This is a genomic window from Bradyrhizobium ontarionense (assembly GCF_021088345.1).
GTDB classification, from domain to species: domain Bacteria; phylum Pseudomonadota; class Alphaproteobacteria; order Rhizobiales; family Xanthobacteraceae; genus Bradyrhizobium; species Bradyrhizobium ontarionense.
On sequence record NZ_CP088156.1, the window covers coordinates 7197105 to 7222389 of the forward strand.

At 64.4% G+C, this 25285-nt stretch carries 12 protein-coding genes; 4 read left to right on the forward strand and 8 right to left on the reverse strand.

Annotated elements, in window-relative coordinates; all coding sequences use genetic code 11:
* Positions 1-113 precede the first annotated feature (113 nt).
* The 8 genes from LQG66_RS31565 to LQG66_RS31600 all read right to left on the reverse strand — a co-directional run bounded on the left by LQG66_RS31565 (position 114) and on the right by LQG66_RS31600 (position 9794).
* Positions 114-1595: an ATP-binding protein gene (locus LQG66_RS31565; RefSeq protein WP_231319718.1), complete on the reverse strand. Its 1482-nt coding sequence runs from the start codon at positions 1593-1595 to the stop codon at positions 114-116.
* 4 nt (positions 1596-1599) lie between these two features.
* Positions 1600-2253, reverse strand: a complete 654-nt coding sequence (locus tag LQG66_RS31570) for a response regulator transcription factor (protein WP_015666203.1) — start codon at positions 2251-2253, stop codon at positions 1600-1602.
* Between the two features lie 66 nt (positions 2254-2319).
* On the reverse strand, positions 2320-3639 hold the full coding sequence (gene ccmI / locus LQG66_RS31575) for a c-type cytochrome biogenesis protein CcmI (protein WP_231319719.1): 1320 nt from the start codon (positions 3637-3639) through the stop codon (positions 2320-2322).
* Positions 3636-4148, reverse strand: a complete 513-nt coding sequence (locus tag LQG66_RS31580; protein WP_231319720.1) for a cytochrome c-type biogenesis protein — start codon at positions 4146-4148, stop codon at positions 3636-3638. Before LQG66_RS31580 ends, ccmI begins: the two co-directional genes overlap by 4 nt.
* Entirely contained in the window at positions 4145-4681 is a 537-nt protein-coding gene (locus LQG66_RS31585) for a DsbE family thiol:disulfide interchange protein (RefSeq protein WP_231319721.1), read from the reverse strand. Before LQG66_RS31585 ends, LQG66_RS31580 begins: the two co-directional genes overlap by 4 nt.
* An 8-nt stretch (positions 4682-4689) precedes the next feature.
* On the reverse strand, positions 4690-6678 hold the full coding sequence (locus tag LQG66_RS31590) for a heme lyase CcmF/NrfE family subunit (RefSeq protein ID WP_231328025.1): 1989 nt from the start codon (positions 6676-6678) through the stop codon (positions 4690-4692).
* Between the two features lie 304 nt (positions 6679-6982).
* Positions 6983-8482 (reverse strand): ankyrin repeat domain-containing protein, encoded by a 1500-nt coding sequence (locus tag LQG66_RS31595; protein WP_231319722.1) that lies wholly within the window; start codon positions 8480-8482, stop codon positions 6983-6985.
* A gap of 10 nt (positions 8483-8492) precedes the next feature.
* The gene (locus LQG66_RS31600; protein ID WP_231319723.1) at positions 8493-9794 is read right to left on the reverse strand and encodes an NAD(P)-binding domain-containing protein; all 1302 of its coding nucleotides are present in this window, start codon (positions 9792-9794) and stop codon (positions 8493-8495) included.
* Positions 9795-10217: 423 nt separating this feature from the next.
* Between LQG66_RS31600 and LQG66_RS31605 the strand changes: the two genes are divergently transcribed.
* The 4 genes from LQG66_RS31605 to LQG66_RS31620 all read left to right on the forward strand — a co-directional run bounded on the left by LQG66_RS31605 (position 10218) and on the right by LQG66_RS31620 (position 25281).
* Positions 10218-11033 carry a pyridine nucleotide-disulfide oxidoreductase gene (locus LQG66_RS31605; RefSeq protein WP_231319724.1) on the forward strand — a complete coding sequence of 272 codons (816 nt, stop codon included), beginning with the start codon at positions 10218-10220 and terminating at the stop codon, positions 11031-11033.
* A 12-nt stretch (positions 11034-11045) separates the two neighbouring features.
* Positions 11046-12404, forward strand: a complete 1359-nt coding sequence (locus LQG66_RS31610) for a cytochrome c3 family protein (protein ID WP_231319725.1) — start codon at positions 11046-11048, stop codon at positions 12402-12404.
* A 494-nt stretch (positions 12405-12898) separates the two neighbouring features.
* The gene (locus tag LQG66_RS31615; RefSeq protein ID WP_231319726.1) at positions 12899-22015 is read left to right on the forward strand and encodes a hypothetical protein; all 9117 of its coding nucleotides are present in this window, start codon (positions 12899-12901) and stop codon (positions 22013-22015) included.
* 50 nt (positions 22016-22065) lie between these two features.
* Positions 22066-25281: a hypothetical protein gene (locus LQG66_RS31620; RefSeq protein ID WP_231319727.1), complete on the forward strand. Its 3216-nt coding sequence runs from the start codon at positions 22066-22068 to the stop codon at positions 25279-25281.
* Positions 25282-25285 lie beyond the last annotated feature (4 nt).

Sequence of the window (25285 nt, forward strand, 5' to 3'; positions counted from 1 at the left end):
CCTCTGGGCTGCCGCGAAAAGGTCGGCCCTGACGATGGCAGGGTGTGCTACCTCCGCCGTCCGCTAATCGTTTTTCGGATCCGCCTGTGTCCGGATCCTTCATCATCTGCACCTTATTCGCCAAGTTGCTCACAGCCGCCGCGATTCCGATCTATCTCGTCCGCGCCTTTCGGGGCCACGGCGCCGTGTATGTCTGCTGTGCCCGCCGCGATCGAAGCCGTGCTGCAATTCGGAGCGCTCTTTTTTCGGAGCGCAAGCTTCAGGGCAGCGCCCCCAATTCTCGAGTCATCGATCCACAGTCGGCCGTCATAGAGGCTGGTCAGGTCGCGGGCAATTGCGAGACCCAGTCCAGTGCCCGGCTTTGCTTCGTCAAGTCTCGTGCCGACATCGAACACGCGCGTTCGATGCTCGATTGGAATGCCGGGCCCATCGTCCTCCACCGTGATCAAGACGGTGCTCTCGAGGTCTTCGATCGATATCACGACGCGGTCGCGCGCCCATTTTGCCGCGTTGTCGAGAAGGTTGCCAATCAGCTCGGTCAAATCGTTTGTATCGCAGGCGACGACGACGTCCGCCGCCCCTTCGACTTCGAACCGCCGGTCATGCCCTGGGCCAAATCGCGAATAGGTATTGATGACGCTCCTCAATACGTCTGCCACGACCGAACACGCGCCTGCATTCGCTATTGCGGACGCCTTCGCGCGTGCTGTCTGATAGTCGATCAGCAGCGCCATTCGCGCGCATTGCTCGAAGAGAATCCGAGCGTGGCTCTCCTGGCCGGATGCTCCCAGCCGCGTTGCTTCCTCGTCGAGGATGGCCAGGGGCGTCTTCAGCGCATGCGCAAAATTTCCAGCGAGCACGCGCGCGCGATCGACCATTGTGAGATTGGCCGTGATCATTCCGTTCAACTCGGTTACCAGCGGCATGATCTCCTCCGGCAGGTCCTCCGGCAGGCGTGTGGTCTTGCCGCTGCGCACGTCCACGATGGCGCGACTCATGCGTTGCAGCGGCCGCAGACCGTAGACGACCTGAGCATAGGCGGTGCCGACCATGGCAAGGGCCAAGATACCGAGCATCGCCATCAGCGTCAGATTGAGGTGCTGCATCTCGTCGCTGATCAGTCGCTCGTCGGCACCGATGCGGACCTCGACGGTTTGTCCGAGACGGGACGGCTCGCTGATGTTTCGGATCATGCGCATCGGCCCGGTCGGTCCCTCTACATTTGTAAGCACCGTGGAGGGGCTCGCGGAGCCGTCGCGAGTCTGGTCGGGCGTGAGTGAAAGAAAAAGATCATCGTCCAGCGAAGGCGAACGCGCGCTTTCGCCGTTCTGCAGAACGACCTGCCAATACATTCCGGATCGGGCAGGGGAGAATCGCGGATCGCTCAGATTGCGGGCGATGAATGGCCGCTGCGCTGCGTCGAGCTCAACGAGGTCGACGAGCTCGCGAGCGTGATCCAGCAGGTCATGATCGAAGTGGGCCTCGACGACACGGCGAATGATGATCGAAAGCCCGAGCCCGCTGGCGAACAAGACGATCGAAATCCAGATCGCGGCGATCGCGATCATGCGGGCCCGGAAGTTGCGGCTGAACATTGTTCTATCCGAAGCGATATCCCATGCCTCTGATGGTGCGAATGCAATCGCGCCCCAGCTTTCTCCTGAGCCGGGCAATGTAGACTTCGACGGTATTGGAATCGCGATGGTCGCTGCCCGGATAGATGTGGTCCAGCAGCTCGGTCTGCGACACGATATGATCGGCGCGGCGCATGAGGAGCTCGAGGACACGCAACTCGCTTGCGGTCAGGTCGACGATCTCGCCATCCTTCTTGACCAGGCCGGCCGCCGCGTTGAACTCGATCTGCCGGAGCCGGAGCACGGCGTCCGGTCTGTTGGCAACCCGCCGGAGCAGCGATCTGACCCGCGCGACCAACTCCTGCGCCTTGAAGGGCTTTTCGAGATAGTCGTCCGCGCCTGCGTTGAGTCCGTTGACGCGCTCGGCCCAGCCGCTGCGGGCGGACAGGATCAGCACCGGCAGCGTGTGTCCCGTATGACGCCAGCGTTGCAGCACATCGAGGCCCGAAAGGCACGGCAGGCCAAGATCGAGGACCGCGGCATCATAGGGCTGGCTGTTGCCCAGCATCCAACCCTGCTTGCCGTCGGTGGCTAGATCCGCCTCGAAGCCGGCGTCGGCCAGGCTTTCCCTGATGCGCGCCGCGTAAACGGGCTCGTCCTCTATGAGCAGAATGCGCATGGCCGTTACTCCGGTTGCCGAACGGAATTGTTCCGACGATGCGGAGACGCCGATCGGCCTCGAACGCTATGGGTTGATCCCGAGCTGCTTGGCGGCGTCAGCTATGCGCGTGCGCTCAGGGGCATCCTCGGCGAAGACCGACAATGCACGTTGCAGGGACTGTTTCGCTGCCTCGACCTCGCCCAGCACGACCCGCGAGCGGATCAGCTTGATCCAGCCCTCCGCATCGCGCGGTGATTGTTCGAGCCGGCTCGCAAGGCTATCCACCATGCCCCGGATCATGAGGTTGCGGTCCTGTGCGGACATACTTTCCGCTTTGCGGACGTCTTCGGCGCGGGGGCCGCGCGGCTCCGCGGGCTCGGTCGCGGCCGTCTTGCCGGAGCGCAGGAGTTCCTGCATGCGCTCGGCGGACAGGTTCGGCAGAGTAGACGATGGCGCGCCGTCATTCTCTCCGAGCTCGCGACGGAGCGCGCCAAGCCGCTGCTTGAGATCGGGCAGCCATGGCTCATTCGGATCGGCCTCCGAGACGATGGCCGTCCAGTCGGTCATCGCCCCCCGTTTGTCTCCCTCCTGTTCTTTCACGACGCCGATGAAGAAGCGGGCGCGCGCGTCTTTGGGATCCAGCCTGAGTGCCTCGTCAAAATCCGCGCGGGCGTCAGGCGTGACGGTGCCGTCTGCGGCCCGCACCAGCGCTTCGCCCCTTGCGCTCCGATATTCCGCCGAGCCCGGCCGCAGCTCCATGGCGCGCGCATAGGCCTGCGTAGCCTCGGCAAATCGCTCGATGTTGAACAAGGACCAGCCCAGCAGCCGCCATCCGTCCGGATCCTTGGGATTCCGCTCCAGTCTGGTCTGCACACGTTGGATCATCTCTTCGACCGGCGGCAGCCCGCTGCCCTGCTGCGGTCGGTCCCGACTGTCCTGGCTGGCCATCTGCTCCAATGACGCAATGGCCTGCGTGCCGGCGTCGGATCGCGCCTCGCCAACCGATCTGGCCGACGTGCTACTGGCTGTCTGGCCCGGCCCGGCTGCGGGGACATCCGGATTTCCGATGACCGCGTACAGAACGACGGAGCCGAACACCACCGTCCCCGTCACGACGGTGAGCGCAAATTTTCGTTCGGAGCTCGTGAGGGAGGGCGCGGGCGGTTGTTCTGCGGCGGCTGCGGCGAGAATGCGCCGCTTGATCTCGCTGGCCGCGTTCTCGCCATCCGACTTGTCGATCAGGCCCCGCGCGGTGTCGTTCTCGATCTCGCGAAGCTGGTCGTGGTGGACGGCAAGTCCCTGAGCCGAAGCCAACTGTCTCCGCTCGAATCTGCGTATGAAGGGCGTCGATATAAGCACGGCGGCCACGGAAATCATCGCCGTCAGGATCAGCCACAGCATCATGAAAGGCTCCGTCGATCGAGGATCGCCTCGATGGCTTTGAGTTCGTCGGCGCTGAGCGGAGCGACGTGCTCCGCATCGAGCGCTGTCGCATTGGCTGCCGCCCGGCGCACGTAGCGGCCAAAGGCGACGATGGCCGCCAGCAGCGCCAGCAGCGGGCCGATCCAGAGCGGGATCGTATTCCACTGCAGGGGAGGCTTGAGCAGAACGAAGTTGCCATAGCGTGCGACGAGGAAGTCCACTGCCTGCCGATCGCTGTCGCCAGCCTGCAGGCGATCTCGCAGCAGCACCCTCAGATCATGCGCCAATGGAGCGTTCGAGTCGTCGATGCTTTGATTCTGACAGACGACGCAGCGCAACTCCTGGCTCAGCGCGCGCGCACGGGTCTCCAGCCCCTCATCCCGCAGCATTTCGTCCGGAAGCACCGCACGGGACGGCGACAGGGTCGCCGTCAGCATGAGCGAGCTGACGAGCAGCGCTTCGGCTACTCTCTTGATCCGCCGGCAGCTCATGACTCGCTCCTGAGTGCCTTCAGGAGAGGTTCGAAATCGTCACGCCACACGTCTTCGGTCAGCGGGCCGGGATAGCGGAAGCGGATCCGGCCGGCCCGGTCGATCACGAAGGTCTCGGGAACGCCGGTCACGCCGAGATCGATGCCGACCCGGCCGGACTCATCGGAGCCGACACGGGCATAGGGACTGCCATGCTTGGCAAGCCAGCGTTTACCGTCGCTCCGATCGTCCTTCCAGTTCAGTCCGTAGATCGGGATGGCGGAGCTCTCCGCAAGCTTGAGCAGCATCGGGTGCTCGACGCGGCATCCGGGACACCAGGATGCGAACACATTGAGCAGCAAGACGTCGCCCTGCAGATCGGTATTGGCAAGACCGGCACCCTTGCCGTCCAGCGATGCGAGCTGGAAGCGCGGCGTCGGCTTGTCGATCAGGGTCGACGGCATTCGCCGTGGATCGTTGGTCAGACTGAAAGCAAGTCCAGCGGCCAGCGCGGCGAAAGTGACGAGCGGTATGAGATAAGGGAGGCGCGGCATATCTCGTCCTATTCAGCAGGAACGGCAATCGGTACAGCTGGCATCGCCCGCCGCGGTGCGCCGACGCGCAATCTCCGGTCGGCAAGCGAGATGAAGCCGCCGCAAGCCATCAGCAGCGCGCCGATCCAGACCAGCGGCACCAGAGGATGATAGTAGCAGCGCACCGCCCAGGCGCCCTTGTCGTCGGGATCGCCGAGCGTCACGTAGACGTTCCAGATCAGGTTGGTACGAATACCGGCGGCGGTGGTCAGCTGCTGTCTGACGGGATAGAAGCGGCGCTCGCTGGAAAGCTGCGTGAACGGCTTGCCGTTCCGCGTGATGTCGAAGGTGCCACGCTCGGCTTCGTAGTTGGGACCTGGAAATTTTCCGATCGAACGCAGCTTGATGTCATAGCCTGCGAGCTGCAGGCTCTGGCCCGGCCGCAGCATCTGCACCTTCTCGCTGGCCCACGCGGTCATCCCGGTAATGCCTGCGACGGTGACGCCCATTCCCGCATGGGCCAGCACGAGGCCGTAGACCGCGAGTGGCGTGGTGCGCGCGAGGTTGAGCGAGGTCGCCAAGGGAGTCGTCGTGCCGAGGCGCACGCGATGAACCAGTATCATCAGAGAGCCGACGACGAGCCAGACGGCGATGCCGAAGAAGAACGCGACCAGGACATGGCGTCCGAACGTCGCGATGAGCATTGCGACGGTGACGAGTGCTGCAAGCCCCCCGACCAGGCGGAGCCGTTGCAGCGCCGCAACGAGGAGATCTCGCTTCCATTTCAGAACCGGGCCGATCACCATGGCGAGCAGCACAGGGACCATGATGGGGACGAACGTCATGTTGTAGTAGGGAGGGCCGACGGAGATCTTGTCGTTCCCCAGCATGTCGACGAGGAGCGGGTAGAACGTGCCGAGAAACACCGTGGCCACGGCTGCCGTGAGCAGCACATTGTTGAGGACGAGGCCGCTCTCGCGGCTGACCGCTGCAAACAGTGCACCGTGCTTCAGGCCTGGCGCCCGGATCGCATACAGTGTCAAGGCGCCGCCGGTTGCCACCAGGATCAGCGCCAGGATGAATGCGCCACGCGATGGATCCTGTGCGAAGGCATGAACGCTAGTGAGCACCCCGGACCTCACCAGGAACGTTCCGATCAGGCTCAATGAGAAGGTCACGATCCCCAGGAGGATCGTCCAGCTTTGGAGGGCGTTCCGACGCTCGACCACCAGGGCGGAATGCAGGAGCGCAGTCCCCGCAAGCCATGGCATGAAGGAGGCGTTCTCGACGGGGTCCCAGAACCACCAGCCGCCCCAACCGAGCGTGTAGTAGGCCCATGCGCTACCGAGCGTGATGCCAATCGTGAGAAAGCACCAGGCCGCGAGCACCCACGGTCGAACCCAGCGGGCCCAGCTGGCATCGACCTTTCCCTCGATCAGCGCGGCAACCGAGAACGAGAACGCCATCGAGAAGCCGACGTAACCCAGGTACAGAAACGGCGGATGAAAGGCGAGGCCGGGATCCTGCAAAATCGGATTCAGCCCGTTGCCTTCAAGGGGAGCATCGGCGAGCCGCGCGAACGGATTCGAGGTTGAGACAATGAACGCCAGAAAGCCGAGACCGATCATGCCGTGCACGCCGAGAACGTTGCTCTGCAGCCGCTCGGGAAGGTTCGCGCCGAACAATGCAACTGCCGCGCCGAACACGGAGAGGATCAGGACCCACAACAGCATGGATCCCTCGTGGTTCCCCCAGACTCCGGAGACCTTGTAGAGCAGCGGCTTCAGCGTGTGCGAATTCGCTGCGACGACCTGGACTGAAAAGTCCGAGTGGACGAACAGCGACGTCAGGCATGCGAACGCGATCGCGACAAAGAGAAACTGAGTGAGGGCGGCGTGACGAACGAAGCCGGCGATCATTGCGGATTGGCGACGCAGCGCTGCGAACGGAACGATCGACTGCACCAGCGACACGAGAAGCGCGAGAATTAGCGCAAAGGATCCGGCCTCCGCCGTCATGTTGGCTCTCCGACTGCAGTATTTATTCCTGCACATAACTATCAAGTGTCTGTGATGCGTCGACAATCAATGCGCCGAATGAGGCATCATTCGTACAGAATGGTGATGATCCATCGACGCGCATCGTAGTGTAATTGCAGCTCACTAGCGGTAGCTGTCGTGAGAGCGTGATGAACACGTCTTCGCGGTTCAACGCGTTATGTCGGACGAGAAACAGCCGCTCGAATCGCCTGCGGCGCGCCTGCGAACGGCGAACGCGACGTCGGTCGCGCGATGGACGGGAAGGTCGAAACGAGATCGTCTGCTATTCCAGAAGCTTGGCGATATCGCCGTGACCGCTGGCGGTGGCGATGTCCGTGGCACGTTCGTGCCGCTTGTTCGTCAGTTGCTTCTCAGCGCCGGCGGCAACAAGGCTCTGCGCAATACCGATGTGTCCCTCATGAGCCGCCATCATCAACGCGCTCATGCCTTGGCCGTTGCGCACGTTCGGATCGGCCTTGCGTCTGAGAAGTTCGCCGACGACATCGGCAAGCCCAGCGCGCGCGGCGAGGATAAGGGCGGTATTTCTGCTTCTGGTCGCGCGTGTCGGATCGGCCCCATGGTCCAGCAAGAGCAGCGAAGCCGGAGAGCTGCGGCCTTCGATTGCACTCAGCAACGGCGTCTTTCCGTCGGCGTCAGCGCCGTTGACGTCGGCCCCTGCGCGGATCAGTTGCTCGAGCGCCCGCGTATTGCCGTTGTTGGCGGCGTACCAGAGTGCCGTGCGGCCTTGGCCATCGGCGGCGTTGAGGTCAGACTTCTGAATGAGTGGCCGATCGAGCACGCCATTGGCGCACGATGATGCCGCGATCATGAGCGGGGTCCGGCCGTCGGCCGACGCTGGTAGATTGCCGGAGGCACCGTCGAGAAGCGCGGCAATGGCGGCGCCGTTGCAACGGCCGACGGCTATCAGCAGTGCGGTCGAGCCATCCCCCCGCGCTGCGGATGGATCGGCGGCCTTCGTCAGCAGCAATCTGACAACGTCTCCGTGATCCTTATCCGCTGCCAGCATCAACGGCGTATCGCCGCGCCGGTTGCCGGTGTTCGGGGTGGCTCCCGCGGCAAGCAGCAGCTCGACGAGCCGAAGATGCCCGGCGGCTGCGGCAATCGCCAGAGGCGTATCGCCGTCCTCATTGACGGCGTTGACGTCGGCCTTCGCTGCGATCAGCTGGCGCATCGGATCGAGCTGACCGCGCAGCGCCGCGTCGATGATGGCCGGATGGCCGTTTCGCGTGGCCGCCTGCGCGTTGGGAGGCGGCAGGGGCTTGCGCGCAGAGTCGCGCTCCAGCTCTCTGGCACGGGGGCGCGAAATCCGGTTGGCGATGTCGGCCAGCAGCTGCTCGGCGGGCTGATAACCGGCCGCGGCCGATTTGCGCAGCCAATCCCGCGCCCGGTCGGGATCGGCCGGCGTTCCGCGTCCCGCAAGATACATCGCTGCGACATTGTACTGTGCTTTGACGTGTCCTTTTGTTGCACTCGCCTCCATCCATTTGAAGGCGAGAGCGTCATCCGATCTGGTGCCGAGACCGGCGCGGTAGAGTGATGCAAGCCGGTACTGCGCCTCTGGATCGCCCGCATTTGCCGCGCGCTCGAGCAGCTTCAGTGCGTCATCGGGACGTCCGGCCCGGATTGCGGTATCGGCGGCCTGGCTCGCGCCGGACATTTCGGAGTTCGAGCCCGCCGGGTTGCCGCGCGGCACCGATGCGTCGCCGGCCAGGGCAATCAACGGTGCCGTCCAGCTCGCGAGACAGACCAAGGGGATGATCACATGAGAGGATCTATGCCGTGCCATATTTCGTCTCGACCTCGATACCCATGCTCTTCAGGAAGGCGGTCGGCAGAATGCCGCCGACGCAAACGATGACGGCATCGTTTCGCATCGTGCTCGTGTCACCGTCAGCATCGATGTCGACGTCGTCATGGCCGATCCGTTTGACTGACGAATTGTAGATGACGCGGAGCCGTCCCGATCGGGCGGTTGCCTCCGTCCGTTGGCGGTTCTTCAGTTTGGCGCGACCGAATGATTCGCTGCGATGGGAAAGGGTCACCGTCGTTCCAGGCTCGTCGGCGATGGAGCACGCGGCTTCCAGTGCGGCGTCGCCGCCGCCGACGACGAGCACGTGCTGGCCGCGATATTGTTCGGGGTCGATCAGTCGATAGACGACCTTGGTCTGCTCTTCGCCGGGAACCTCCAGCTTGCGCGGTGTTCCGCGGCGGCCGATCGCCAGGAGCACGGCATGCGTTCTGTAACTGCCGCGGTTCGTCCTGACGTCAAAGCTGTCTCCGACTCGGGCGACCGCTTCGACGCGTTCGCCGACGTTCACCTTGAGACGAGCCTTGCGGACGATACTCATGAAGAAGGCGATCAGCTGTTCCTTGCTGAGCTCTCTGAAGTTGAACTTTCCCGCGAGCGGAAGCGTGAAAGGGGCAGTCATCACCAGCTTGCCGCGGGGGAAGTGCGCGACTGTGCCGCCGAGAGAGTCCTGTTCGAGGGTGACGAAGCGCAACCGATGCTGCAGGCAAGCAAGGCTGGCTGCGAGCCCAGCCGGGCCGCAGCCGATGATCACGACGTCGAGCATGTCCGACTTGCCGACATTCTTGATCCTGCGGACGGAGTCGATCGCCTGGCGCCCCTGCTCGATGGCGTTACGGACCAGGCCCATCCCGCCGAGCTCCCCCGCGATGAAGATGCCGGGCACGTTGGTCTGAAAGGCCTCGTCCACGTTCGGAATGTCGATGCCGCGCGTCTCGGTGCCGAATACGAGCGTGATGGCGTTCACGGGGCAGACCGCCTTGCAGGCGCCGTGTCCTATGCAGTGCGAGGGTTCGACAAGCGAGGCCTTGCCGCCGATGAGGCCGAGAATGTCGCCCTCGGGACACGCCCTGACGCATGAGCCGCAACCGATGCACAAGGCAGGATCGATGATGGGGTGGAGCGATGCCGGCTCGAGCAGGCCGGCGTCCTTGGCCGCCGAAAGCTTCGCGACGCTCTTTATTTCCTTTCGCTTGCGCACGGCCATGTAGGTGGCCCAGACGCCAAGCATTGGAGCCGCGTAGACAATCAGCAGATCGAGCGCCATGTCGCCTCTCTCTTCTCTCTTACGAACTGGCGGTAGGCGAGAGCAGTTTCCGGCTACGCAAGCCGCCTGGAAGGATGAGTTGTGGTGCCAGATGCAAACTCCTCTCAACAGATGCCGACATAGAAATTCCAGAATGATCTGTAGACCTGCGGACAACGATTAGTTCATTCGTTGAACAGATACCGTCGGCGGAAATATGGCTCGTACTGATCTCGCACTCATGACATCGCTGTCGGAGCACGTAAGACTTCGTTGCAAGTGGTTATCAGGAAGCAATCTCTCGACTGAGATCCGGAAATCCGCAGGCAAGCCGGACATTCGCCCATCCGGCTTTGGGGTTTCACAGGAAGCGTCGATGACATGAGTAGAGTACCGGTCGCTCGCGTGAGCGGAAATCCTCTGCGAGGGACCATTCCGATTGTCATGACGATCCTCGTTGTCGGGGTCATCGGCGTCGGATGGCTGCAGAGGGAAGAGGAATATGTCACGCCGGGATCCGGTACCGGATACTGGCTCGGAATATACGGCAGCATCGCGATGCTATCGTTGCTGACCTACTCGATGCGCAAGCGCTTCAAGTCGCTGCGCGGGATTGGCTCGGTGCCGTTCTGGTTCAGGACTCACATGCTGCTGGGCGTCATTGGCCCCGTGCTCATCCTGTTCCATGCCAATTTCAAACTGGGTGCGCTCAACAGCAATGTAGCGTTCTTCGCAATGCTGATCGTTGCGATCAGCGGAGTGATCGGCCGGTACATCTACAGCAAGATCCACATGGGTCTCCATGGCGGAAAGGCCCGTGTCAAGGAGCTGCTTGCGGAAGCCGAGGCGATGAGGATGGAACTCGGTCAGGAGATACAGGCAGCTTCGTTCGTATCGCGAGAGTTGACCGCGTTCAGCAAGGGGCTCGACAACAGGGTGCCGCGAACTGCGTTGGGTAGCCTCCGGACCGGGGCGATCATCGCAGCGCGCACGAGGCGGCTGCGTGTCAACGTGACTGCGGAAGCGCGCCGACTCATTCGCGCCGAGGGTAAACGTGCGCGATGGTCGTGGTCCGAGCGGCGGCGCCGCGAGAAGCGAATCGATGAAACCGTGCGGCGGTATGCCGCGGCGGTGCGGAAGGCCGCCGAGATGACGTTCTTCGAACGGCTGTTTTCGCTCTGGCACGTTCTGCATTTGCCGCTGTTTTTTCTCATGCTGCTCGCGGGTCTCGTTCATGTCTGGGCTGTCCACCATTACTGACGGAGTTTCGCGATGAGGTGGCGCCTTGCGGCAGTTGTCGCCGTCATGATCGGGGTTGCGACGCTGTCGGCCGGGCTTCGAGCGCAGACGGTGCTGGAAAAACTGGTGATGCCGGGCCCGCTGGTCGAGAAGCATGCCAAGCTCGAGAGCGAATGCGGAAAGTGCCATGAGGCCTTCACGCGGAAGGCGCAGTCGGGCCTCTGCCTCGATTGCCACAAGGAGATTGCCGTCGACCGCAGGCAGCGTGAGCGCCTGCATGGACGCGATCAGGCGGCGCTGACCCAGGAATGCAGGCAGTGTCACACTGACCACAAAGGGCGTGGAACCGACATCGTCCAGCTCGACAAGGAAACGTTCAACCACGACGTTACGAACTACAGGCTGGTCGATGCACACAGGAACGTGCCTTGTGCGGGATGTCACGTCGCGAAGGTGAAGTTCCGCAACGCGCCATCGACCTGCTTCGAGTGCCACAAGGCGCTCGATCCTCATCGCGGCCGGCTCGGTGAGCGCTGCGAGAATTGCCACACGACTGTGAAATGGCGTGCGACCAAGGAGTTCGATCACACGAAGACCCGGTTTCCCCTCGTTGGTGCCCATAAGTCGGTTGCTTGTGGAACGTGCCATTCCGGCCAGCAATATAAGGACCTGCAGACCTCTTGCGGCTCATGCCACCGTCTTCAGGACGTCCATGCCGGCCGCTTCGGCGACAAGTGCGAGGCGTGCCACGATCAGGAAAAATGGAAGACGGTCCGCTTCAATCACGACAAGACGCGCTTCCCGTTGCGAAATGCCCATGCCAAGGTGAAATGCGAGGGTTGCCATACCGGTGACCTCTATCGGGACAAGCTCGCGACGTCGTGCGTGTCCTGTCACCGCAAGCAGGATCCTCATCAGGGCAAGCTGGGCGAACGTTGCGAGACGTGCCACAGCGATGCGGGCTGGCGGAAGAAGCTCTCCTTCGATCATGAGATTACGCGCTTCCCGTTGATAGGCCTGCACAAGTCGGTGCCGTGCGAGGAGTGCCACCGCTCGCCGACCTACAAGAACACGCCGATGGCCTGTGAGAGCTGTCACAAGGATTTCCATCAGGGAAGGCTCGGGGCACAGTGCGCCAGTTGCCATAATCCGAACGGGTGGCGGCTGTGGCGCTTCGACCACGCGCGGCAGACCCGGTTCCCACTGGTCGGAGTCCACCAGAAGATCACGTGCGAGGCCTGCCACAAGGCCAAGTCGCCGCCGGATCTGAAGTTGCCGATGGATTGCTTCAGCTGTCATCGCAGTTCGGACGTGCACAACGGCACGTTCGGCCAGACGTGCGAGCGCTGCCATGTCGCAACGGGATGGCGCAACGTTCAGATCAGGAACTGATTCCACGGGTCGCTTCGACGTGCATCAGCTATCTCGGGGCTTAGTTGCGCTGAGATGAGCTAGCAACGACTCTCCATTCGCGTTGCGAACTATTCGCTCGAGCGATGCGTTTGCGAGAGCGCAGGGACCACCGCCTTCAAATTCGCCGCCGCCCATTCAGCTTGAGTTCAGCTTGGCCCAGTTTTGGGCCAGCTTTGCGCGTCTCTGGAAGCCCTGTTGTATGCGTGGCGTACGCTGCGTGATCTGGTTGATGACGTTGTCGTCGCCCGGATCAACATGGCGGTCGATTGAAGGAGTAAGGGGCGTTCCGAGTGTTCGGCGGCTGGGGAACAGACGCCGCCGAACCGTAGGGAAAATCTGCAAGAGCTTCTTGGGTTTGTCAGGGGCGACCGCATGCAGCGGGGCGCCCGAAGGATTCGGCTGGCCTGGAGTCGGCCGGCCTCCGGTGCATGTCCAGATGGCATTCGAGTCGAGAGTGAAGATCGGAGTTCGGGTTGAGCGGCTGCTACAGCAAGCTGGGGCTGTTGGCGCGAGCATCGCACCGCATGGTGTGGTGGCTGCTCGCTGGTATGCTGCTTGCGCTGGCGATGGCAGGACACGCTGCTGCGCAGAGCTCATTCGATCATGTCTCGACCGGGTTTCCACTCACCGGAAGCCATATCGGGGTGGAGTGCTCGTCCTGCCACGTCAGCGGACGGTTCAAAGGCACGCAAACGCAGTGCGCCAGTTGCCACAATGGCGCGCAGACGGCGGGCATGTCGGTCAACCACCCGAAGACGACAAGGCGATGCGAAAGCTGCCACCAGACCTCGTCGTGGAAAGACATTCGGGTCATCGATCACAGCCAGGCGAAGGCGCCATGTGCGACCTGCCACAACGGCGTGATGGCGCTCGGCAAGCCGAAAAGTCACATCACGACAATGGCGCCGTGCGATGCGTGCCACAGGACGACGGCCAGCTTTCGTGTCGGAATGAAGATGGATCACGCCGGCATCGTCGCCGGCTGCGCCAACTGCCATAACGGTACGACCGCGCGCGGCAAGTCCAGCGCGCACATCCAGACCAATCTGCCGTGCGAGTCCTGTCATACCAGCACGGCCAGCTTCGGCGGGGCGGCGTTCAAGCACGCCGCCACCGACACCAACTGTGCGACCTGCCACAACGGCAAGACCGCGTTGGGCATGACCACGCCGCCGCACATCCCGGTGACCGGCATCCAGTGCTCGAACTGCCACAGCAACACGGCCGCGGCGTTCGACGTCTACACCATGAGCCACGCCGCGGTGAGCGCGAGCCGCTGCGACAGCTGTCACAACGGCAGCTACACCGACCAGGGCAACGCCGGCGCCGTCGGCACCAAATCGTACCCGAACCACGTCGCCACCAACGGCCAGGACTGCATCACCTGCCATGCCACCGCAGCTTCCGGCGGCTTCAAGAGCTGGGGTGGGGCCGGCTTCAAGCACGCGGCGACCGACACCAATTGCGCGACCTGCCACAACGGCAAGACCGCGCTGGGCATGACCACGCCGCCGCACATTCCGGTGACCGGCGTCCAGTGCTCGAACTGCCACAGCAACACGGCAGCGGCGTTCGACGTCTACACCATGAGCCACGCCGCGGTGAGCGCGAGCCGCTGCGACAGCTGTCACAACGGCAGCTACACCGACCAGGGCAACGCCGGCGCCGTCGGCACCAAATCGTACCCGAACCACGTCGCCACCAACGGCCAGGACTGCATCACCTGCCATGCCACCGCAGCTTCCGGCGGCTTCAAGAGCTGGGGCGGGGCCGGCTTCAAGCACGCCGCGACCGACACCAATTGCGCCACCTGCCACAACGGCAAGACCGCGTTGGGCATGACCACGCCACCGCACATCCCGGTGACCGGCATCCAGTGCTCGAACTGCCACAGCAACACGGCCGCGGCGTTCGACGTCTACACCATGAGCCACGCCGCGGTCAGCGCGAGCCGCTGCGACAGCTGTCACAACGGCTCCTACACCGGCCAGGGCACCAAGGGTGCCATGGGCGCGGCGTCCTACCCGAATCACGTCGCCACCGGCGGCGCCGACTGCATCAGCTGCCATGCCAAGGCCGCGAGTGGCGGCTTCACCAGCTGGGGTGGCGCGGCCTTCAAGCATGCCGCCACCGACATCAACTGCGCGACCTGCCACAACGGCAAGACGGCGCAAGGCATGACGACGCCACCGCACATTCCGACCGGGACGCTGCAGTGCTCGAATTGCCACACGAACACCGCGGCGAGTTTTGCCACCTACACGATGAGCCACGCCGCGGTGGCAACGGCGCGCTGCGACAGCTGCCACAATGGCAGCTACACCGGCCAGGGCACCAAGGGCGCGCTGGGCACGGCGTCGTATCCGAACCACGTTGCCACCGGCGGGGCGGACTGCGTCAGCTGTCATGCCAAGGCGGCGAGTGGCGGCTTCACCAGCTGGGGTGGGGCGGCATTCAAGCACGCCGCGACCGACACCAATTGTGCGACCTGCCACAACGGCAAGACCGCGATGGGGATGACGACACCGCCGCATGTCCCGACCGGGACGCTGCAGTGCTCGAACTGTCACACGAACACCGCGGCGAGCTTCACCACGTACACGATGAACCACGCCGCGGTGTCGGCGGCACGCTGCGACAGCTGTCACAACGGCTCCTACGCCGGCCAGGGCACCAAGGGCGCGCTGGGCACGGCGTCGTATCCGAACCACGTTGCCACCGGCGGGGCGGACTGCGTCAGCTGTCATGCCAAGGCGGCGAGTGGCGGCTTCACCAGCTGGGGTGGGGCGGCATTCAAGCACGCCGCGACCGACACCAATTGTGCGACCTGCCACAACGGCAAGACCGCGATGGGGATGACGACACCGCCGCATGTCCCGACCGGGACGCTGCAGTGCTCGAACTGTCACACGAACACCGCGGCGAGCTTCACCACGTACACGATGAACCACGCCGCGGTGTCGGCGGCACGCTGCGACAGCTGTCACAACGGCTCCTACGCCGGCCAGGGAACCAAGGGTGCGTTGGGGACGGCTTCGTACCCGAACCACGTCGCCACCGGCGGCGCCGACTGCGTCAGCTGTCATGCCAAGGCGGCTTCGGGTGGCTTCACCAGCTGGGGCGGTGCGGCATTCAAGCACGCCGCGACCGACACCAATTGTGCTACCTGCCACAACGGCAAGACCGCGCAGGGCATGACCACGCCGCCGCACATCCCGACCGGCACGCTGCAATGCTCGAACTGCCACAGCAACACCGCGGCGAGCTTCACCACCTACACGATGAACCATGCTGCCGTGTCGACGGCGCGTTGCGACAGTTGTCACAACGGCAGCTACATCGGCCAGGGCACCAAGGGTGCCATGGGCACCGCGTCCTACCCGAACCATGTCGCGACCGGCGGCGCCGACTGCGTCAGCTGTCATGCCAAGGCAGCGAGTGGCGGCTTCACCAGCTGGGGCGGCGCGGCATTCAAGCATGCCGCCACCGACACCAACTGTGCGACCTGCCACAACGGTAAGACGGCGCAGGGCATGACCACGCCGCCGCACATCCCGACCGGCACGCTGCAATGCTCGAACTGCCACACGAACACCGCGGCGAGTTTTGCCACCTACACGATGAACCACGCCGCAGTGGCGACGGCGCGCTGCGACAGCTGTCATAACGGCAGCTTCACCGGCCAAGGCACCAAGGGTGCCATGGGTACCGCGTCGTATCCGAACCACGTTGCCACCGGCGGCGTGGACTGCGTCAGCTGTCATGCCAAGGCCGCGAGCGGCGGCTTCACCAGCTGGGGCGGCGCGGCATTCAAGCATGCCGCCACCGACACCAACTGCGCCACCTGCCATAACGGCAAGACCGCGCAGGGCATGACCACGCCGCCGCATATCCCGACCGGCACGTTGCAGTGCTCGAACTGCCACAGCAACACCGCGGCGAGCTTCACCACCTACACGATGAACCACACTGCAGTGTCGACGGCGCGCTGCGACAGCTGCCACAACGGCAGCTTCACCGGCCAAGGCACCAAGGGCGCGCTGGGCACGGCGTCCTATCCGAACCACGTCGCCACCAACGGCAGCGATTGCGTCAGCTGTCATGCCAAGGCGGCCTCGGGTGGCTTCACCAGCTGGGGCGGCGCGGCATTCAAGCATGCCGCCACCGACACCAACTGCGCCACCTGCCATAACGGCAAGACCGCGCAGGGCATGACCACGCCGCCGCATATCCCGACCGGGACGCTGCAGTGCTCGAATTGCCACAGCAACACCGCGGCGAGCTTCACCACCTACACGATGAACCACACTGCAGTGGCGACGGCGCGCTGCGACAGCTGTCATAACGGCAGCTACACCGGCCAAGGCACCAAGGGTGCGATGGGCACGGCGTCCTATCCGAACCACGTCGCCACCAACGGCCAGGACTGCATCAGCTGCCACAGCACTGCAGCGAGCGGTGGCTACACCAGCTGGGGTGGCGCGGCATTCAAGCATGCCGCGACCGACACCAACTGTGCGACCTGCCACAACGGCAAGACCGCGCAGGGCATGACCACGCCGCCGCATATCCCGACCGGGACGCTGCAGTGCTCGAACTGCCACAGCAACACCGCGGCGAGCTTCACCACCTACACGATGAGCCACGCCGCGGTGGCAACGGCGCGCTGCGACAGCTGCCACAACGGTTCCTACACGGGGCAGGGCACCAAGGGGGCGATGGGCACCGCGTCGTATCCGAACCACGTCGCCACCGGCGGGGCGGACTGCGTCAGTTGTCACGCCAAGGCGGCCTCGGGCGGCTTCACCAGCTGGGGTGGCGCGGCCTTCAAGCATGCCGCCACCGACACCAACTGCGCCACCTGCCATAACGGCAAGACCGCGTTGGGCATGACCACGCCGCCGCATATCCCGACCGGGACGCTGCAGTGCTCGAACTGCCACAGCAACACCGCGGCGAGCTTCGCCACCTACACGATGAACCACGCCGCGGTGTCGACCGCGCGCTGCGACAGCTGCCACAACGGCAGCTACACCGGCCAGGGCACCAAGGGCGCGCTGGGCACAGCGTCGTATCCGAACCATGTTGCCACGGGCGGGTCGGACTGCGTCAGCTGCCACGGCACTGCAGCGAGTGGCGGCTACGCGAGCTGGGGCGGCGCGGCCTTCAAGCATGCCGCAACTGACACCAACTGTGCGACCTGCCACAACGGCAAGACCGCGCAGGGCATGACCACGCCGCCGCACATTCCGACCGGCACGTTACAGTGCTCGAACTGCCACAGCAACACCGCGGCGAGCTTCACCACCTACACGATGAACCATGCTGCCGTGTCGACGGCGCGTTGCGACAGTTGTCACAACGGCAGCTACATCGGCCAGGGCACCAAGGGTGCCATGGGCACCGCGTCGTATCCGAACCACGTTGCCACCGGCGGCGCGGACTGCGTCAGCTGTCACGCCAAGGCGGCCTCGGGCGGCTTCACCAGCTGGGGCGGCGCGGCCTTCAAGCATGCCGCCACCGACACCAATTGCGCGACCTGCCACAACGGCAAGATCGCGCAGGGCATGACCACGCCGCCGCATATCCCGACCGGGACGCTGCAGTGCTCGAATTGCCACACGAACACCGCGGCGAGCTTCACCACCTACACGATGAGCCACGCCGCGGTGGCGACGGCCCGCTGCGACAGCTGCCACAATGGCAGCTACACCGGCCAGGGCACCAAGGGTGCCATGGGCACCGCGTCCTACCCGAACCACGTTGCCACCGGCGGGGCCGACTGCGTCAGTTGTCACGCGAAGGCGGCGAGCGGCGGCTACGCGAGCTGGGGTGGCGCGGCCTTCAAGCATGCCGCGACCGACACCAACTGTGCGACCTGCCACAACGGCAAGACCGCGCAGGGCATGACCACGCCGCCGCATATCCCGACCGGCACGTTGCAGTGCTCGAACTGCCACAGCAACACCGCGGCGAGCTTTGCCACCTACACGATGAACCACTCCGCAGTGTCGACCGCACGCTGCGATAGCTGTCACAACGGCTCCTACGCCGGCCAGGGCACCAAGGGCGCGATGGGCCCGGCGTCCTATCCGAACCACGTCGCCACCAACGGCCAGGACTGCATCAGCTGCCACAGCACTGCAGCGAGTGGCGGCTACGCGAGCTGGGGCGGTGCGGCATTCAAGCACGCCGCGACCGACACCAATTGTGCGACCTGCCACAACGGCAAGACCGCGTTGGGCATGACCACGCCGCCGCATATCCCGACCGGGACGCTGCAGTGCTCGAACTGCCACAGCAACACCGCGGCGAGCTTTGCCACCTACACGATGAGCCACGCTGCGGTGTCGACGGCACGCTGCGACAGCTGTCACAACGGCTCCTACGTCGGCCAGGGCACCAAGGGCGCGATGGGCACCGCGTCCTATCCGAACCACGTCGCCACCGGCGGCGCGGACTGCATCAGCTGCCACGCCAAGGCAGCGAGTGGCGGCTTCACCAGCTGGGGCGGCGCGGCATTCAAGCACGCCGCCACCGACACCAACTGCGCGACCTGCCACAACGGCAAGACGGCACAGGGCATGACCACGCCGCCGCACATCCCGACCGGCACGCTGCAATGCTCGAACTGCCACAGCAACACCGCGGCGAGCTTCACCACCTACACGATGAGTCACGCCGTGGTGTCGACGGCCCGCTGCGACAGCTGCCACAATGGCAGCTACACCGGCCAGGGCACCAAGGGTGCGCTGGGGACGGCTTCGTACCCGAACCACGTCGCCACCGGCGGCGCCGACTGCGTCAGCTGTCATGCCAAGTCGGCTTCGGGCGGCTTCACCAGCTGGGGCGGTGCGGCATTCAAGCACGCCGCGACCGACACCAACTGCGCGACCTGCCACAACGGCAAGACGGCACAGGGCATGACCACGCCGCCGCATATCCCGACCGGCACGTTGCAGTGCTCGAACTGCCACAGCAACACCGCGGCGAGCTTCACCTCCTACACGATGAACCACACTGCTGTGTCGACGGCGCGCTGCGACAGCTGTCATAACGGCAGCTACACCGGCCAGGGCACCAAGGGCGCGATGGGCACGGCGTCCTATCCGGGCCATGTTGCCACCAACGGCAGCGATTGCGTCAGCTGTCACGCCAAGGCCGCGAGCGGCGGCTTCACCAGCTGGGGCGGCGCGGCATTCAAGCATGCCGCCACCGACACCAACTGCGCCACCTGCCACAACGGCAAGACGGCGCAGGGCATGACCACGCCGCCGCACATTCCGGTGACCGGCATCCAGTGCTCGAACTGCCACAGCAACACCGCGGCGAGCTTTGCCACCTACACGATGAGCCACGCCGCGGTGGCGACGGCCCGCTGCGACAGCTGCCACAATGGCAGCTACACCGGCCAGGGCACCAAGGGCGCGATGGGCACGGCGTCCTATCCGGGCCATGTTGCCACCAACGGCAGCGATTGCGTCAGCTGTCACGCCAAGGCAGCCTCGGGTGGCTTCACCAGCTGGGGCGGGGCGGCGTTTTCGCACTCGGCCGCGGACACCAATTGCTCGACCTGCCACAACGGTTCGAGCGCCAAAGGCTTGACGACTCCGCCGCATATTCCGGTGACCGGCGTCCAGTGCTCGAACTGCCATAGCAACACGGCAGCGAGCTTCGCCACCTACACCATGAGCCATGCCGCGGTTCATGCCACGCGGTGTGACAGCTGCCATAACGGTTCGTATCGCGGTCAGGGCCGTAAAGGTGCGCAGGGGCCGGATCATAGCGCCAAGACGCAGGATTGCGGCTGCTGCCACGTGCGCGCCGCCGCCAACTTCTCGACTTGGGACGACGATCCGCAAAAGCCGGCAGCGGGTTGCACGACTACAGCGAGGTCGGTCGTTCCCGCACAGGCTCCGACCGTCAAAGCGGTTACGCCGGCCTCGACTGCCAATCGGACGATGACAGCGGCGACGGCCCCCAGCGCCGCCGCATCGCAGTCGCCGGGCGCAGGCACCGCTATGTCTCAGGCGCCAGCCGGTGCTGCTGCCAAGCCAGCTGCACCAAGCAATTCGGCGCTCCTGTTCAGCAGCAAGCCGCTCGCGAATATGTCGGGAACGTCGCCCGCTGCCGGAACCAATCCCGAAGCAGGGGCTGCCTCGGCAGTCGCGCCGGGCTCCTCCAAATCCGACAGCTCAGCGAAAGCCGGAGCCTCCGGGGTGTCGGTGACGCAGCCGCAGAGCTCCGGATCCCAAATGACGGCCGTCCCGTCTGCACAGCTTGCACCGAACGATCCGCGCAGCAAGCTCTTGCCTCAGGCCGGCGCGGCCAGCACCGACTCCTCGGAAGCGCAGAACGCAGGTCGGCTCCCGTCGCTGCTGCCGACCCTCAATCCGAGGGCAGGCCTTGCCGGATCGAGCACGATGGAGGCCGGCTCCAGGTTCAATCACATGACGGCGCAAGGACCTTGCACTTCCTGCCACAACGGCACGAGCGCGCCTGGCAAGCCGCAGAAGCACGTCGCCACCAGCGCACCGTGCGAGACCTGCCACAAGAGTACGACGACGTTCAGCGGCGCCCGCTTCAGCCATACCGCGACGACGGCGGCCTGCGCGAGCTGCCACAACGGCATGGCCGCAACCGGCAAGCCGCAGAAGCACGTCGCGACCAACGCGCCGTGCGAGACCTGCCATAAGAGCACGACCACGTTCAGTGGCGCACGCTTCAGCCATACCGGGACGGCGGCGGCTTGCGCGAGCTGCCACAACGGCATGGTTGCGAGCGGCAAGCCGCAGAAGCACGTCGCGACCAACGCGCCGTGCGAAACCTGCCACAAGAGCACGACCACGTTCAGTGGCGCACGCTTCAGCCACACCGGGACGATGGCGGCCTGCGCGAGCTGCCACAACGGCATGGCCGCGACCGGCAAGCCGCAGAAGCACGTCGCGACCAATGCGCCGTGCGAGACCTGCCACAAGAGCACGACGACGTTCAGCGGCGCCCGCTTCAGCCACGCCGGCACGATGGCCGCCTGTGCAACCTGCCACAACGGATCATCAGCCGGCGGCAAGCCGCCGCGTCACGTGCTCACCAGCGCGCCGTGCGAAAGCTGTCACAAGAACACGGTGTCGTTCTCGGGCGCACGGATGGATCACAGCAGCCTGACTGCGCCGTGCGCCAGCTGCCACAACGGCTCCAACGCCACCGGAAAGTCGCCGAAGCACTTCGTGACCAATGTCCCCTGCGAGAGCTGCCATCGGACGGTCAGCTGGACGTCGGTCAACTACCGGCATATGTCGGCAAGCTATCCGAACCATAGCGCGGCGATTGCCTGCACCGCCTGCCATAGCGGCAACTCGCAAGCCGTCGTGTTCAAGTTCGCGGCCTACAAGCCCGACTGCGCCGCCTGTCACGCGGGTGATTTCCGGCCGCAGCAACACGCCAAGCTCGTGAAGCCGGCGCCGATGGACTACACCGTCGCCGAGCTCAAGGACTGCACCGGCGCGTGCCACATCTATGCTGACAAGTCGCAGACCACCATCATCACCCGTCGCCAGCGGCAGCACCGGGTCAATGGAGGCGGCTGGTGACGAGTGGCCGCTTCAGACAAGCAGCGGCAGCGAGGTCGACCCGATGGGCGATGACTCTGCTGTTCGGCTTGCTCGCAATCCTGCTCGATGGAGCCTTTGGCATCGCATCGGCGCAGCCGGTCATCGATCAGTTCGTCGCCACTGCAAATGCCACGACGGTCGGCAACTGCAGTCTCCTGCAAGTCAATTTTCATGTTCGCGTACGCTATACCGGGCATTTCCCGCTCGATCAGGGCAGCCAGCTCAGCGTCTCGCTGCAATTGGTCGATCGGGACGCCATCATGGCGCGGCGGCTGGTCCGGCGCGAGGGTGTGCGGGTCGAAAATGCCCAGGGCTCCGGCATCCAGGACGTCTATCTGACACTCGATCAGAACAGAGGACCGATCCTCGTCGTCCAGTTTGGCGGCGAATTCACCTACCAGATCGTGCAATCCGGCAGCTTCGAGCAGGTGACGATCGTCATTGCCCGCAAGGGGCCGGTGTCGGCGTGCAAGGTGAAGGCCCTGGTGCCGAGCGTGGCGGATCCGGGTGCGCCGAAGCCGGCCCCGATTCCGGGGGCGGCGGTGTCGATCCGCAACGACAATCGGACGATGCAGCAGGCGTCCGCGGCGGACATCCGTTTTGCCGAGGCCTCGATGGACGAGGCGCGCGCATCAATCAAGAAAGGCAATTTCAGCGCCGCGATCGATCTTCTGAAGAAGGTGCTCAAGCTCCCTGAGACCGGTTCGAGCGCTGAGGCGCAGGAACTGCTCGGCGTCGCCCGCCAGAAGGCCGGCCAGACCGCTGCAGCTCAGGCCGAATATGAGGACTATTTGCGCCGCTATCCGAACGGCGAGGGCGGCGAGCGGGTCAGGCAGCGGCTCGCCGCGCTTCTCACCGCGACCAGCAGCGCACCGGCGCGGCCGCGTGACACGTCTCCTGGGGCCTCCGACGGCGGAGACATGGGGGGAGCGATGTCGACGAAGGCGGGAGGGCCGAACGGCGATACCCGCTGGTCGATGTCGGGCAGCCTCTCGACGACCTTCATCACCAATGACAGCACCAGCGCCGTCAAAGACAGGGCGATGGCGCCGAACCCGAATGCCGATCCCGATGCCCACCGGGTTCATCAGAACACGCTGCTGACCAATTTCGACTACCTCGGCACGGCTGACAACGATCGCATCAGGACCAAGTTCAAGCTGGCTTTCACCCATGAGCGCCAGTTCGATACGGGGAACGACAAGTATGGCGTATCGACCGCGCAAGTCGATTACACGCTGAAGGAGGCCGACGTGACGTTGCGCGTCGGACGGCAATCGCGCAACACCGGAGGCGTGATGGGCCGTTTCGACGGCGCGGTGCTGAGCTGGCAGAAGAGCCCTGGTCTGCGCTTGAACGTGCTCGCGGGCTCGCCGAACTGGAGCCGCTTCGACGCACCGTTCAAGGACGGCAAGACGCTCTATGGCGCAAGCATCGACTTCGGCAAGATTCTGGGCGGGCTCGAAACCACAGTCTACCTCATCACCCAATACGATCGCAACATCGTCGATCGCCAGGCCATCGGCGCCGAATTCCGCTACTTCGATGCCAATAAGTCGCTGCTCGGCCTGATCGACTACGATACACATTTTCGCGCGCTCAATGCGGCGGTGTTCTCCGGAACCTACACGTTCGACGACAAGTCGGTCATCAACGCCTCGTTCGACTATCGAAAGGTTCCGTTTCTCTCGACCTGGAATGCGTTGCAGGGGCAGCCGTTCCTCACTCTTTACGACATGATGAAGTTCAACACCGCAGCCGAGATCAGGCAGTTCGCGATCGACCGGACGCCGACGTTCCAGTCGGCCATGGTGAGCTATTCGCGGCCTTTGAACGAGACCTGGCAGGTGGCCGCCGATGCCACGGTGACCAATCTGACCGGTACGCTGCCGTCCGGAGGCGTCGATGGCACGCCGGCGAGCGGTCTCGAATATTACCTGTCGGCTCAGCTGACCGGGAACGGCATCGTCAAACCGGGCGATCTGTTCATGGGCGCGCTGCGCTACGCGAGCCTGGCGGATTCGAAGTTCTACGTGCTGGATCTTGCCTCGCGCTATCCGATCACGCCCGATCTCGCCGTCAGCCCGCGGCTGCGGATGGGCTACAGGTCCGGGACGCAGACCGACCTAAAGGAGTACACGATCCTCCCGTCGCTGCTGGTCAGCTATTTGTGGTCGAAAGAGATCAGCATGGATGCCGAGGTCGGGTACCGCTACGTCGACAGCACGCAGGCCAACATCAAGACGACGACCAAGGATCTTTTCGCGACGGTCACGTTGCGGCGCGACTTCAACGCCGACGGCGTTACCAAGTGCAACGCCTCGATCGTCAGCTGCGCCTGGGCCAGGCCTGCGGCGTTGGAAGGCGGGCAGGGGGCAGGCGCGGGCGGCATGCCGCTGAAATCGCGCGGATCGCCCCTGTCGTCCTACATGCTGGAGACCGGTGTGCGCTACTGGTTCAGCTCGGGGCAGAATCGCTACCGCTATTTCGCCGACCAGGCCGCGACGCTGCAGGTCTCGCGGCTCGCCTATGGCGGAATGACCGGGCACACTGGCGAGATGTTCTTCAGGGTCGATGCGCTCGACGGACCCTTCACCAACATGTTTCTGAAGGGCTACATCGGAACGGGCAAGATCACTTCGGGCACTCTCGTCGACGAGGACTTCGCCCCGTTCGTCAATCCATCGTCCAAGACCGTCAGCAGCCTCGGCGGTGGGTTGCACTACGCAAATCTCGATGTCGGCTTCAATCTCCTGGAAACCGAGCGCTTCCGGCTCGGCGCCTTCGTCGGCTATCAATATTGGGCGGAGACGGTCGACGCCCGAGGCTGCACCCAGGTTGGCGGCAACCCGGCGATCTGCAATCCGGCGCTGGGGCCCGGCGTGAAGGTGGTGACCGAGCAGGATCGCTGGCACAGCGGACGGGCCGGTGTCTCACTCGACACGCGGCTGTCGGACCGGCTGAGCTGGCAGGCGGAGGCCGCTTATGTCTGGACTTCGCAGAATGCGATCGACACGCACTATTTCACGTTCGGGCGCGACCCCGCCGCAGGACAAGGATCCGGATTCCAGGCCGAGACCGTTCTGAACTACCAGCTGACGGACAACTTCCGCATCGGCATCGGCGGACGCTGGTGGCATCTCAGCACCAATGCGGTCGATTCGTTCAATCAGGTCCTGAGATATACGACGGAGCGTTATGGCGTCTTCCTCCAGGGCTCCTACAAGTTCAACCAGCCGCGATAGCCAG